Origin of the sequence: Streptomyces sp. CA-146814 (assembly GCF_050942385.1) — a bacterium.
In the GTDB taxonomy this organism is placed as follows: Bacteria; Actinomycetota; Actinomycetes; order Streptomycetales; family Streptomycetaceae; genus Streptomyces.
The window spans coordinates 1,164,917-1,177,990 of sequence record NZ_CP192068.1 but is presented as its reverse complement, the minus strand read 5'-3'; the positions used below and the strand labels follow the sequence as shown (position 1 = coordinate 1,177,990).

11 protein-coding genes are annotated in these 13,074 nt (G+C 71.3%); 9 read left to right on the top strand and 2 right to left on the bottom strand.

Annotation, left to right across the window (positions count from 1 at the left end; genetic code table 11):
- Positions 1-74: 74 nt before the first annotated feature.
- Positions 75-1,298, top strand: coding sequence for an acyl-CoA dehydrogenase family protein (locus ACQP09_RS05175; RefSeq protein ID WP_433396337.1), 1,224 nt, complete (start codon positions 75-77; stop codon positions 1,296-1,298).
- A 67-nt stretch (positions 1,299-1,365) separates the two neighbouring features.
- On the opposite strand, the gene ACQP09_RS05170 is transcribed toward ACQP09_RS05175, so the two are convergent.
- A complete protein-coding gene (locus tag ACQP09_RS05170) occupies positions 1,366-1,809 on the bottom strand; it encodes a cell division protein SepF (RefSeq protein ID WP_161264670.1) in 444 nt (147 codons plus the stop codon).
- Between the two features lie 311 nt (positions 1,810-2,120).
- On the opposite strand from ACQP09_RS05170, the gene ACQP09_RS05165 reads away from it, so the two are divergent.
- On the top strand, positions 2,121-3,389 hold the full coding sequence (locus ACQP09_RS05165; protein ID WP_433396335.1) for a DUF5685 family protein: 1,269 nt from the start codon (positions 2,121-2,123) through the stop codon (positions 3,387-3,389).
- Positions 3,390-3,414: 25 nt separating this feature from the next.
- Here ACQP09_RS05165 and ACQP09_RS05160 read toward each other — a convergent pair whose 3' ends face one another.
- Positions 3,415-4,365 carry an ABC transporter substrate-binding protein gene (locus tag ACQP09_RS05160; RefSeq protein WP_433396333.1) on the bottom strand — a complete coding sequence of 317 codons (951 nt, stop codon included), beginning with the start codon at positions 4,363-4,365 and terminating at the stop codon, positions 3,415-3,417.
- Between the two features lie 486 nt (positions 4,366-4,851).
- Between ACQP09_RS05160 and ACQP09_RS05155 the strand changes: the two genes are divergently transcribed.
- The 7 genes from ACQP09_RS05155 (at position 4,852) to ACQP09_RS05125 (ending at position 13,072) form a co-directional block, all read left to right on the top strand.
- Positions 4,852-5,724, top strand: a complete 873-nt coding sequence (locus tag ACQP09_RS05155; RefSeq protein WP_433396332.1) for an amino acid ABC transporter permease — start codon at positions 4,852-4,854, stop codon at positions 5,722-5,724.
- Positions 5,721-7,562: an FAD/NAD(P)-binding protein gene (locus tag ACQP09_RS05150; protein WP_433396330.1), complete on the top strand. Its 1,842-nt coding sequence runs from the start codon at positions 5,721-5,723 to the stop codon at positions 7,560-7,562. The genes ACQP09_RS05155 and ACQP09_RS05150 overlap by 4 nt, the downstream gene beginning before the upstream one ends.
- Before the next feature lie 46 nt (positions 7,563-7,608).
- Complete coding sequence (locus ACQP09_RS05145) at positions 7,609-8,523, top strand: amino acid ABC transporter permease (RefSeq protein WP_433396329.1); 915 nt, start codon at positions 7,609-7,611, stop codon at positions 8,521-8,523.
- 17 nt (positions 8,524-8,540) lie between these two features.
- Entirely contained in the window at positions 8,541-9,293 is a 753-nt protein-coding gene (locus ACQP09_RS05140; protein WP_404068589.1) for an amino acid ABC transporter ATP-binding protein, read from the top strand.
- 48 nt (positions 9,294-9,341) lie between these two features.
- Positions 9,342-10,316: an ABC transporter substrate-binding protein gene (locus ACQP09_RS05135; RefSeq protein WP_433396327.1), complete on the top strand. Its 975-nt coding sequence runs from the start codon at positions 9,342-9,344 to the stop codon at positions 10,314-10,316.
- Positions 10,317-10,646: 330 nt separating this feature from the next.
- Positions 10,647-11,777, top strand: a complete 1,131-nt coding sequence (locus tag ACQP09_RS05130) for an LLM class flavin-dependent oxidoreductase (protein ID WP_433396325.1) — start codon at positions 10,647-10,649, stop codon at positions 11,775-11,777.
- 2 nt (positions 11,778-11,779) lie between these two features.
- Entirely contained in the window at positions 11,780-13,072 is a 1,293-nt protein-coding gene (locus tag ACQP09_RS05125) for an NtaA/DmoA family FMN-dependent monooxygenase (protein WP_433396324.1), read from the top strand.
- The last annotated feature ends 2 nt before the right edge of the window (positions 13,073-13,074 follow it).

Below are 13,074 nucleotides of genomic sequence, written 5' to 3'. Positions count from 1 at the left end.
CCACTGCTAGTTTTCGGAGGCGGCGGCCGACCCCCGCCCCTCCGGACCCCGTGCGAGCCGCCGGAGGCACCCTCATGACCAGCACCGAGTCCGCCGCGAAGCCGTCGAAGCTCCCGCCGTTCGACGCCACCGACCCCCTCGGCATCGACGATCTGCTCGGCCCCGACGACCTGGCGATCCGCGACACCGTCCGCACCTGGGCCACCGACCGGGTCCTGCCGCACATCGCCGAGTGGTACGAGAAGGGGGAGCTGCCCGGCATCCGGGAGCTGGCCCGGGAGCTCGGCGCGCTCGGCGCGCTCGGCATGTCGCTGGACGGGTACGGCTGCGCCGGAGCGAGCGCCGTCCAGTACGGGCTGGCCTGCCTGGAGCTGGAGGCCGCCGACTCCGGGATCCGCTCGCTCGTCTCCGTACAGGGTTCGCTCGCCATGTACGCGATCCACCGCTTCGGCTCCGAGGAGCAGAAGCAGCGGTGGCTGCCCGGCATGGCGGCCGGCGAGATCATCGGCTGCTTCGGGCTGACCGAGCCGGACCACGGCTCCGACCCGGCCGGGATGCGGACGTACGCCAAGCGCGACGGCGGGGACTGGGTGCTCACCGGGCGCAAGATGTGGATCACCAACGGCTCGGTCGCCGGGGTCGCGATCGTGTGGGCGCAGACCGACGAGGGCGACGAGGGCCGGGGCATCCGCGGCTTCGTCGTACCGACCGACACGCCTGGCTTCTCGGCGCCGGAGATCCACCACAAGTGGTCGCTGCGCGCCTCGGTCACCAGCGAACTGGTCATGGACGGGGTCCGGCTCCCCGCCGACGCGGTGCTGCCGGACGCGACGGGGCTGCGCGGCCCGCTCAGCTGTCTGAGCCACGCGCGGTACGGGATCGTCTGGGGCGCCATGGGCGCGGCGCGGGCCAGCTTCGAGTCGGCCCTCGACTACGCGAGGAGCCGGGAACAGTTCGGCCGTCCCATCGGCGGCTTCCAGCTCACCCAGGCCAAGCTGGCGGACATGGCCGTGGAGCTGCACAAGGGCATCCTGCTCGCCCACCATCTGGGCCGCCGCATGGACGCGGGACGGCTCCGCCCCGAGCAGGTCAGCTTCGGCAAGCTCAACAACGTGCGGGAGGCGATCGAGATCTGCCGTACCTCGCGCACGATCCTCGGTGCCAACGGGATCTCGCTGGAGTACCCGGTGATGCGGCACGCGACGAACCTGGAGTCGGTGCTCACGTACGAGGGCACCGTGGAGATGCACCAGCTGGTGCTGGGCAAGGCGCTCACCGGTCTCGACGCCTTCCGGTGACCACGGCCCGTCCGGAGGGACGCGCCGACCGGAGGCGCTGACCGGAACTTTCCGGCGAGCGCCCTGCTCAGCTCTGGTTGAAGAAGCCGTCGGCCTTGCGGCCGGCGGCTTCACCGGCGACCACCTGCGTGTCGGCCGGGGAGAGCAGGAAGACCCGGGTGGCCACCCGGTCGATCGAACCGCGCAGACCGAAGATCAGCCCGGCGGCGAAGTCCACCACACGCTTGGCGTCGGCGGGGTCCATGGCCGTGAGGTTGACGATCACCGGGACACCGTCCCGGAACAGCTCACCGATGGCCCGTGCGTCCCGGAAGCTGTCCGGGGTCACCGTGGCGATCCGGCGGTCCTGCTCCTCGGCCGCCTCGGCGGCCACCTGCACCCGCGGGTCGGTGACCCAGGCCTGGTTGCCCGTGCCCGTCTCCGTACCCTCGGCGTACTCGTCGTCGTAGTACCGCTCGTCGTTGTCCTCTACGAGGCCCAGCCACGCACTCGCCTTGCGCACCGATCCCATGGACGCCTCCTCTCAACCGCGGTTCCTTGGTGTTCCGCATCTCTTTCGTATCCCTATGGTCGTCCATGATGCGGATCCGGCGCCAAGTGGATAGTCGCCGCGCAGGTGATTCGTGACGGTACTGGTGCAGAACATGTGGCGGTTCGTCAAGGTTCCTCCTGGATAAGGGCGGTCCTGGTGGGAAAATATGATGCACCGGTCCGTACGGGTGACATGGGGGACGTACGGGTGAACGGATCACTCGATACGATGCACGGCGCTCAGGTGCGCGAACGGCGCGTACCGGCTGGAACGGCTCGCGGGGGATCGGCATGTTCGGAATCGTGAGGCCCTGTACGCACCGGCTCTCCGAAGGTCTGCGGACCGAGTGGATGGCCCATCTCTGCGGTCTCTGCCTGGCCCTGAGGGCGGATCACGGGCAGTTTGCCCGGATCGTCACGAACTATGATGGTCTGATCGTCTCGGTCCTGACGGAGGCTCAGACCGGCACCACGCCCGCCGGACGGCGCACCGCCGGGCCGTGCCCGCTGCGCGCCATGCGGACCGCTCCGGTCGCCAAGGGCGAAGGGGCCAGGCTCGCCGCCGCCGTCTCGCTCGTCCTCGCCTCGGCCAAGGTCCGCGACCACGTGGCGGACCGGGACGGGCTGTTGGCCCGCAGGCCGGTCGCGGCGGCCGCGCGGCGGGTGGCGGCGGGCTGGGGCCGGGCCGGAGCGCGTACGGGAGCGGCGCTCGGCTTCGACACCGCGCTCCTGGTCGACGCGGTCGACCGGCAGACCGGCATCGAGACGCTCGCCGGGCCTGGCACACCCCTGCTCACGGTCACCGAACCCACCGAGACGGCCACCGCGGCCGCCTTCGCCCACACCGCGGTCCTCGCCGGGAAGCCGCGGAACGCCGCCCCGCTCGCGGAGGCCGGACGGCTCTTCGGGCGGCTCGCGCATCTGCTGGACGCCGTGGAGGACCGGGAAGCTGACGCCGCGTCGGGCGCCTGGAACCCGCTCACGGTGACCAGCACCTCGCTGACCGAGGCGCGCCGGCTCTGCGACGACGCGTTGCACGGCGTACGGCTCGCGCTGCGCGAGGTGGAGTTCACCGACGGCAAGCTCGTCCACGTCCTGCTCGCCCATGAGCTGCGGCGCTCGGTCGACCGGGCGTTCGGCACGTCGTCCTGCTCGCACCAGGGGCTTGAGGTGCCGCAGGGTCTCGATGTCCCCCGGGGACCGCTGTCGCCCGACGCCTCCTTCGGGCCGCCGCCCGGCAATCCGTACGGCCCGACCCCTGGAAGTCCGTACGGTCCCACCCCCGGCAACCCCTACGGCCCGACCCCCGGCGGCCCCGCCGCACCGCCTCCGCCGCGCCCGCCGCGCGACCGGCGCGGGCTGATCGCCGGGTGCCTGGTGTGGGCCGGGCTCGCCTGCACCTGCCAGATGTGCTGCGGGAGCTTCGAGGACCCGTGGAGCCGGGAGCGGCGGGAGGCGCCGTGCCAGAGCTGCGGCGACTGCTGCGAGGCGTGCAACTGCTGCGGCCAGTGCGGCGAGGGGTGCTGCTGCTGCGGCGATTCCTGCGGGTGCGACTGCTGAGCCCACAGGAGTCGCCGGCCCCGGGCTACTTCGGCTCGGGGCCCTTCAGCTCCGGCGGCGAGATCTGCGACTCCTCGATCGCGGACTCGGTGGTGCCCCACTTCCCCAGGATCCGGTCGTAGGTCCCGTCCTTCTTGAGCTGGTTGACCGCCGCCTGGAAGGCCGGCGTCAGCGGGCTGCCCTTCTTGAAGGCGAAGCCGACGTCGAGCCGCTTGTACTCGTTGAGGAAGCGCAGCCCCTCCTGCTGGGTCACGGCGTAGCGCAGTCCGTTGATGGTGGACATGTTCACGTCGGTGCGCTTCTGCTTGAGGGAGAGCCAGACCGCGGCCGGGTCGGCGTAGGTCTTCACCTCGTAGGGCTTCTTGCCCTTCTCCGCGCACCGCGGCAGGTTCTCCTGGAGCGCGACCTCGAAGGTGGTGCCCGCGCCGGTGGAGACGTTCAGGCCGCACAGGTCGGTGAGGTCGGTGATCTCCTTCAGCTTGCTGTCCTCGCGGACGGCGAAGCCCTGGCCGTCGTTGATGTACGTCACGAAGTCGATCGTCTTACGGCGTTCGTCGGTGACGCCGAAGTTCCCCGTGCCCAGGTCGTACTTCCCGCTGCCGAGCGCCGGCAGGATCGCCTCGAAGGAGGCCACCTCGCGCTTCAGCTCCACGCCGAGCACCTTCGCCACCGCGTCCGCGAAGTCGATGTCGGCGCCGGAGAGCGTGGTGCCGTCCTCCTCGTAGAAGGCCCCGGGCGGGGAGCCGGTGGCGGCCGCGATCCGCAGGGTGCCGGCCTTGCGGACCTCCTCCGGCAGCAGCTCCGCCACGGCGTCGACCTTCTTCACCGAGGACACCACGTCCTCGGTCGGCGTCTTCCCCTCGGCCTCGCCCTTGGTGGTGCTCGCCCCGGGCTCCGCCGGGTCCGCGCAGCCGGTGAGGGTGAGCGCGGCGGCGGTGATCAAGGCGAAAAGGGCGCTATGGCGTGATCTGGGCATGGCTCTGTCCTTCTCCGGGTTCGTCAAGGTATGCCGACCGGCCCCGGGCCCGGACGGGCGCGGAGCGGCGGCGACAGGTTCAGCGGTGCCTGAGGACGTGCGGCGGAGCGAGGGGAGGGTGATGCGGTGTGGTGGAGGTGAAGTCACGCGAGGAACAGTGCTCGAACGCCCTCAGAACAGGCGTGAGCAGGGAGAAATCCGGACAGCAGAGGGTCAGCTCAACAGGAAGAGGACCACACGCGACCGAAGTCGATGTGGGAGCGGGTGACCAGCCACTGCTGCGAATACATGGGGCCAGTGGAACAGGCATCCGGGTGCGCGTCAACTGACGTGAGACATACGGCTCAGAGTGTGGACAGGCTTGACAGCGCGCCGTGTTCACCGCTTATCTCGGAGGCGGACCGGCGCTGAGGGGCCCGGTCCGTGTGTGGTTCGTGGTGTGAAGGTACGCCCCGTGTTCGATCTCAGCATCCACGGAGCCCTCGCATGCCCCCGCAGACCGATCTGCTGCCTCCCTCGTCCTCCGCGCCACCACCCGTCAAGAACGACGGCGACGACGCGGTTCCCCGCATCGTCCCCGTACGCCGAACGGGCCGCTGGACAGCGGCTGTTGCCGTGCTCGTCCTGCTCGCGCTGGCGCTGAACTCGGTCATCCGCAACGAGGCCTTCGAGTGGGACGTCGTCATCTCCTACTTCGCCACCGCCTCCGTCCTGCGCGGGCTCTGGCTCACCCTGTGGCTCACCGCCGTCGTCATGGTGCTCGGCTTCGCGCTCGGAGCGCTCCTCGCCGTGCTCCGCCTCTCCGGCAACCCCGTTCTGCAGGCGGTCAGTTGGGGGTACGTCTGGCTCTTCCGGTCCACGCCGATCCTGGTCCAGCTGCTGTTCTGGTTCAACATCGGCGCCCTGTACCCGCAGATCCTCGGCGTCTCCACCGTCACCCTCCTCGGCCCGGTCACCGTCGCCGTCGTCGGACTGACCCTGCACGAGGCCGCGTACGCCGCCGAGGTCGTCCGCGGCGGCATCCTCTCCGTGGAGCGCGGCCAGATCGAAGCCGCGCAGTCCCTCGGGCTCGGGCCCTGGCGGCGCTTCCGGCGGATCGTGCTGCCGCAGGCGATGCGCTCCATCGTCCCGCCGGCCGGGAACATGCTGATCGGCACGCTCAAAGGCACCTCGATCGTCAGCATCATCGCCGTGCAGGACCTGCTCTACTCCGTCCAGCTCGTCTACCACCGCACCTACCAGGTCATCCCGCTGCTCCTCGTCGCCACCCTCTGGTACGCGCTCGTCACCTCGCTGCTGAGCATCGGCCAGCGCTATGTGGAGCGCTACTACGCGCGCGGCACGGCGGGTGCCCGATGAGCGCCGTGCCCACGCTCGTGGTGATAGGCGGCGGCCCGCGCGGCACCGGCGTCATCGAGCGCATCGCCGCCAACGCCCGTGAGCTGTACGGAGATCTGCCCCTGGACCTCCACCTCGTCGACCCCTATCCGGCCGGTGGCGGGCGGATCTGGCGGCCGGACCAGTCGCCGCTGCTCTGGATGAACTCCATGGCCGAGGACGTCACCATGTTCACCGACGAGACGGTGGAGCTGGCCGGGCCGGTCGTCGCCGGACCGGCCCTGCACGCCTGGGCCGAGGGCGTCCGCGTCGGGCGCGTCACGCCGGACGCCGAGCCCGCCGTCCTGGCAGAGATCCACGGCCTCACCGGCCAGGACTTCCCCAGCCGGCGGCTCCAGAGCGCCTACCTCCGCTGGACCTACCGGCGCGCCCTGGCCGCCCTGCCACCCTCCGTCACCGTCCACGAGCACCGCACCACCGCCCTCGCCGTCACCGGCCCGCGCGGCTCCCGCCAGCGCGTGAGGCTGAAGGACCGCACCGAACCGCTCCTCGCCGACCTCGTCGTCCTGACCGTCGGCCACCTGGACGCACAACAGGAGCCGGAACAAGCCGAGTTGAGCGACTTCGCGGCGCGGCACGGACTGCTCCACCTGCCGCCCGACTTCACCGCCGACACCGACCTCACCGCGCTGCCCGCCGGCGAACCGGTCATCGTCCGCGGCTTCGGCCTCGCCTTCGTCGACCTGATGGTCCTGCTCACCGAGGGCCGCGGCGGCCGCCACGAGAACGGCGTCTACGTGCCGTCAGGGCAGGAGCCCGTGCTGTACGTCGGATCGCGGCGCGGCGTCCCGTACCACTCGAAGATCGGCTACCCCTGGACCGGCGAACGCCCTCCGCTGCCGCGCTACTTGACGCTCACCTGGGCCGATGGGCTGCTGAGCCGGACCGGGCCGCTCGACTTCCGGCGGGATGTCTGGCCGCTGGTCGCCAAGGAGCTCGGCCACGCCCACTACCACCGGCTGTTCACCGCCCACCCCGAGCGCACCACCCTGGACCCCGAGGTCTTCGACGCGAAGTACGCCGCCGCCGACCCCGGCAGCGCCGAGCTGGCCGACCTCGTCGCCGGTGCCGTACCCGACCCCGCCGACCGGCTCGACCTGGACGCGCTCGACCGGCCGCTGGACGGTGTGACGTACGAGAGCGGCGAGGCGCTCCAGGACGGGCTGCGCGACTACATCACCGCCGACCTGACACGCCGCCACGACCCGGAACACAGCACGGACCTCGCGGTCTTCCTCGGACTGCTCTCCGCCTACGCGCAGCTCATCCGGCTCGGTGACATCGGCACCTGGTGGCACGGCTTCTTCAGCTACCTCGCCTCCGGCCCGCCAGGACCCCGCCTGGAACAGCTCCTCGCGCTCTCCCGGGCCGGCGTCGTCCGCTTCCTCGGCGCCTCCATCACCGTGGAGGCCGACGAGGAACGCGGCGTCTTCCGGGCCTCCTCCGCCACCGTGCCCGGCGAGCACACCGAAGCCCGCGCACTGGTCGAGGCTCGCCTGCCGGACCCCTCGCTCCGCCACACCGCCAGCCCGCTGCTGCGCACCCTGTACGAGGGCGGGGCCGCCGTCACCGACACCGGGCTGCTCTCCGTGGACCCGGCGGACAGCCGCGTCGTCGACCGCGAGGGCCGCCCGCACCCGCGCCGCTTCGCGCTCGGCCCGTTCACCACGGCCCGCAACAGCGGCGCCTTCACCCGGCCCCGTACCGGCGGACCCGCCTTCCGGCAGAACGACGCCACCGCCCGCGCCGCCCTCACCTTCCTGCGTGACCTCTCCTGTCGCGGCCGCCTGGCCTCCTGAACCCGCCGCAGACCTTCCCGCAACCCCGCTCCCAAGGAACCCCGCCATGTCGCTGAACAGCGATCCACCCATCGATCCATCCGCCGGAACGCCCGACGGCCCGGCCACGAAGAAGGCCGGCCCCGGAGCCGACCACGGAGAGCTGACCGTCGTCCCGGCCCGCCACCCCTGGCGCTGGGTCGCCGTCGCCGTGACCGCGGTCCTGGTCGCCCAGTTCATCAACGGGCTGGTCACCAACCCCGGTTGGGAATGGGACGTCTTCGCACAGTTCTTCACCGCGCCGGTCATCCTCAAGGCCATCTGGCTCACGCTGCAACTGACCTTCTATGGCACGGTCCTCGGCTTCGCGCTCGGTATCGTGCTGGCGTTCATGCGGCTGTCGGCCAGCCCGTTCCTGCGGACGGTCGCGTACGGCTACATCTGGGCGTTCCGCTCGATCCCGCTCGTCGTGCAGCTGCTGTTCTGGTTCAACCTGGCGTATCTGTACAAGGAGTTGCAGTTCGGCATCCCGTTCGGGCCGGGCTTCTTCACCTTCGACACGATGAACCTGGTCGGCGCGGTCAGCGCGGCCGTCCTCGGCTTGGCGCTGCACCAGGCGGCGTACGCGGCGGAGATCGTACGCGGTGGCGTACTGGCCGTCGGCAGCGGCCAGTTGGAGGCGGCGGCCGCCCTCGGCATCCCCAAACTCCGGCAGCTGCGCCGGATCGTGCTGCCGCAGGCGATGCGCTCGATCCTGCCCGACGCGGCCAACGAGATCATCTCGCTCTTCAAGGGCACCTCGATCGTCTCCGTCATGGCGATCGGCGAACTCTTCTACCAGGTCCAGGTCGTCTACGGCCGCAGCGGCCGGGTCGTCCCGCTGCTGATGGTCGCCACCGCCTGGTACATCCTCCTGACCACCGCCCTCTCGATCATCCAGTACTACGTCGAACGTCACTACGCGAAGGGGGCCGTGCGATGAGCGCAACCGGCGAAGCCATGGTCGAGATCCGCTCCGTACACAAGAACTTCGGCTCGCTGGAGGTGCTGCGCGGCGTCGACCTGTCCGTGCGGCCCGGCGAGGTCACCGTCATCCTCGGCCCCTCCGGCTCCGGCAAGTCCACGCTCCTGCGGACCATCAACCACCTGGAGAAGGTCGACCAGGGCTGGATCAGCGTCGACGGCACCCTCGTCGGCTACCGCAGGGACGGCAATAAGCTCTACGAACTCCGCGAGCGCGAGGTGCTGCGCCAGCGCACCAAGATCGGGTTCGTCTTCCAGAACTTCAACCTCTTCCCCCACCTCACCGTGGTGGAGAACATCATCGAGGCGCCCGTCTCCGCCCTGCGCCGGCCCCGCAAGGAGGCCGTCGCGGCGGCGGAGAAGCTGCTCGCCAGGGTCGGCCTCGCCGACAAGGCCGCCGCCTATCCGGCGCAGCTCTCCGGCGGCCAGCAGCAGCGCGTCGCCATCGCCCGCGCCCTGGCGCTGGAGCCGAGGCTGCTGCTCTTCGACGAGCCGACGTCCGCGCTGGACCCGGAGCTCGTCGGTGAAGTCCTCGACGTCATCAAGGACTTGGCGCACGGTGGCACCACGATGATCGTCGTCACCCATGAGATCGGCTTCGCCCGTGAGGTCGCCGACACCGTCGTCTTCATGGACGAGGGCCGGATCGTCGAACAGGGCCCGCCCTCCGACGTCCTGGACCACCCCACCCAGGAACGCACCCGAGCGTTCCTCTCGAAGGTTCTCTGAACCGCCTTCATGTCCCTTTCATCCGCACCATCCACAAGGAGTACGTACGTGTCCGTCCGCCGCAGCATCACCCTCGCCATCGCCACGCTCACCGCCACCGGACTGCTCACCGCCTGCGGCAACTCCGACGCCTCCACCGACGTGGCCGCGTCCAAGGACAAGAAGGACACCGGGATCAACACCAGTCCCGACCAGGACCGCCTCAGAGGCAAGAAGGTCGACGCCATCGCCGACCTCGTCCCCGAGGAGATCCGCAAGCGCGGCACGCTGAAGGTCGGGGCGAGCGCGGACGCCGTGCCGCCGCTCGGCTTCTACGCGACCGACGACAAGACCCGGATCGGCTCCGAGATCGACATCGCCACCCTGGTCGTCGACACCCTCGGCCTGAAGCCGGAGTTCGAGCAGGTCTCCTGGGAGAACCTCTTCGTCGGCCTGGACAGCTCCAAGTTCGACGCGGTCCTCTCCAACGTCACCGTGACCGAGGAGCGCAAGGAGAAGTACGACTTCGCCGCCTACCGGCTCGACAACCTCGCCTTCGAGGCGAAGAAGGGATCCGGCTGGAAGGTGAGCGGCCCGGCCGACGTCGCCGGCAAGACGATCTCGGTCTCCTCCGGCACCAACCAGGAGAAGATCCTCGTCGAGTGGAGCGAGGAGAACGTCAAGGCCGGGCGGAAGCCGGTGGAGATCAAGTACTTCCAGAAGGAGAACGACTACTACCTGCCGCTCCAGTCGGGCCGCATCGACGCCCACCTCGGCCCGAGCCCGTCCGCCGCCTTCCACGTGGCGACGGCCGGCCAGAGCGAGATCGCCGGACAGATCTCCGGCGCCGGCGGCGGCCTCCAGGGCAAGATCGCCGCGACCACCAAGAAGGACAGCGGCCTGGTCAAGGCCTACGCCGCCGCGATCGACCACATCATCGAGGACGGCTCGTACGGCAAGGTCCTGGAGCGCTGGGGGCTGACCGGCGAGGCCGTGGAGAAGTCCGAGATCAACCCGCCCGGCCTGCCCAAGACCAAGAGCTGACCCGCCTGGCGGCGCCTTGCCGGCCGGTGCCGTGGACCCGGCCCTGACCGACGAGGCGCCCGCCGGGGTCTCGCGGGACCGGCACCGTCCGGCCGGTCCCGCGAGACCCGGCCGGTCTTCCGCTCAGGGGTCTCAGGGTGTCTCCGGTCCGACCGGAGCGCACCCGCGCCGCCGATGACCGCCGGAGGTCTCCTGCCGGTGGCCCTCGCGCCGCCGATGACCGCCGGAGGTCTCCTGCCGGTCCGGTCCGGTCCGGGCCCGCTGCCCCGGCCGGCAGGACACCTCCGGCGCGAGGCCCCCGCCCCACCCGTCGACCCGAGAGGTCCCGCCATGTCCGCCCGTACACCCCTCCACCTGGCCGCCGAGATCGGCGGCCCGCCGCACTACGACGCCGGCCACTACCTCCGCCTCGCCACGCTCGCCGAGGACGGCGCCCTCGACTACGTCACCCTCGGCGACTCCTTCGCCCGCCCCGGCCTCGACGCGCTCGCCGTCCTCGCCCGCGTCGCGCCCGCCACCGACCGCATCGGCCTCGTCCCGACCGTCACCACCACCCACACCGAGCCCTTCCACGTCTCCTCGGCCCTCGCCTCCCTGGACTGGGTCAGCAACGGACGCGCCGGCTGGCACGTGGAGGTGTCCACCACCGAGGCGGAGGCCCGGCTCTTCGGCCGCCGCTCCGCCGCCCCGCCCGCCGCGCTCTGGCAGGAGGCCGGCGAGGTGGCCGACGTCTCCGCCCGGCTCTGGGACAGCTGGGAGGACGACGCGGAGATCCGGGACACCGCGACCGGACGCTTCATCGACCGGGACAAGCTGCACTACGTCGACTTCACGGGCGCCACCTTCATGGTGAAGGGCCCCGCCATCGTGCCGCGCCCGCCGCAGGGCCGCCCCGTCACCGTCATCGACGCCGTCGGCGCGCCCGCGAAGGAGGCGGCCGCCCGGCACGCGGACGTCGTCCACATCCGGGCCACCACCCCCGAGCAGGCGGCAGCGCTCCGGGACGAGCTGCGCGCCAAGGCGGCCGCCCACGGGCGCGACCCCGACACGCTGCGGGTCCTCGTCGCGCTCACCGTCGACCTCGGCGACGTCGAGAGCGCTCCCGAACCCGGGCTGGAGAGCGGCCCCCAACTCGCCGCACGCGGAACCTACTTCCGGGGCGGCCCGGTCGACCTCGCCGACCTGGTCGCCCAGTGGCACCGCTCCGGCGCGGCCGACGGCTTCCACCTCACGCCCATCACCCCCGAGCGCGACCTCGAAAGGATCGTCAACGGCACCGTGGCCCTCCTCCAGCACCGCAGCCTCTTCCGCACCTTCCACCCCGGCGGAACCCTGCGCGAACACCTGGGCCTCGCCCGGCCCGCCAGCCGCTACGCGCGCACCGAAGCCGCATCGGCCTCGCCAGCCTCGTCGGCCTCGCCAGCCTCGTCGGCCCCGTCGGTCTCGTCGAAGGAGGCCTGACCATGCCCCGCACCATGCATCTGGCCGCGCACTTCCCGGGCGTCAACGCCACCACCGTGTGGGCCGACCCCCGCTCCCGCAGCCAGATCGACTTCTCGTCCTTCGTCCATCTGGCCAGGACGGCGGAGCGCGGCAAGTTCGACTTCTTCTTCCTCGCCGAGGGGCTGCGGCTGCGCGAGCACAACGGGCGCGTCCACGACCTGGACGTGGTCGGCCGCCCCGAGTCGCTGACCGTGCTCAACGCGCTGGCCGCCGTCACCGAGCGGCTCGGCCTCGCCGCCACCGTGAACGCCACCTTCAACGAGCCCTACGAACTGGCCCGCCGCCTCGCCACCCTCGACCACCTCAGCGCGGGGCGCGCCGCCTGGAACGTGGTGACCTCCTCCGACGCCTTCACCGGGGAGAACTTCCGCCGGGGCGGCTACCTGGACCGCGCCGACCGGTACACGCGAGCCGCCGAATTCGTCGCCACCGCCCGCGAGTTGTGGGACTCCTGGACGCCCGGCGGCGAGTCCCGGCCCTTCGCGCACGAGGGCGAACAGTTCACGATCTCCGGCGAGTTCACCGTACCCCGCTCCCCGCAGGGCCACCCGGTGGTCATCCAGGCCGGGGATTCCAGCGAGGGCCGGGAGTTCGCCGCGTCGGCCGCCGACATCATCTTCACCCGGCACGGCACCTTGGAGGCGGGCCGGGACTTCTACGCCGACGTCAAGGCCCGGCTCGCCGCGTACGGACGTGAGCCCGACGACCTCAAGATCATGCCCGGCGTCACCGTGGTGATCGGCGACACCGACGCCGAGGCGCAGGAGCGCGCGTACGAGATCCGGCGCCAACAGGTCTCGCCGCAGAACGCGATCCTCGCCGCCGAGCAGCTCTGGGGCCGCGACCTCTCCGCGTACGATCCCGACGGCCCGCTCCCGGAGGTCGACCCGGTCCTCGACTCGGGCCTGGTCAAGGGGCGGGTCCTGCACGGTGACCCGGTCGGCACCGTCGCCCGGTGGCGTGCGATCTCCGAGGCCAAAGGGCTCTCCCTGCGGCAGACGGTCATCGAGACGACCACCCGGCAGTCGTTCATCGGCTCGCCACGGACGGTCGCGGCGGAGCTGACCGCGTTCGTCGACGAGCGGGCGGCCGACGGCTTCATCCTCGTACCGCATCTCACCCCGGGCGGCCTGGACGACTTCGTCGACCGGGTCGTCCCGCTCCTCCAGGAGAGCGGAGCATTCCGCTCCGAATACTCCGGCTCCACGCTGCGGTCGCACCTCGGCCTCGCGGAGCCGGTGTGGAAAGGTTGATC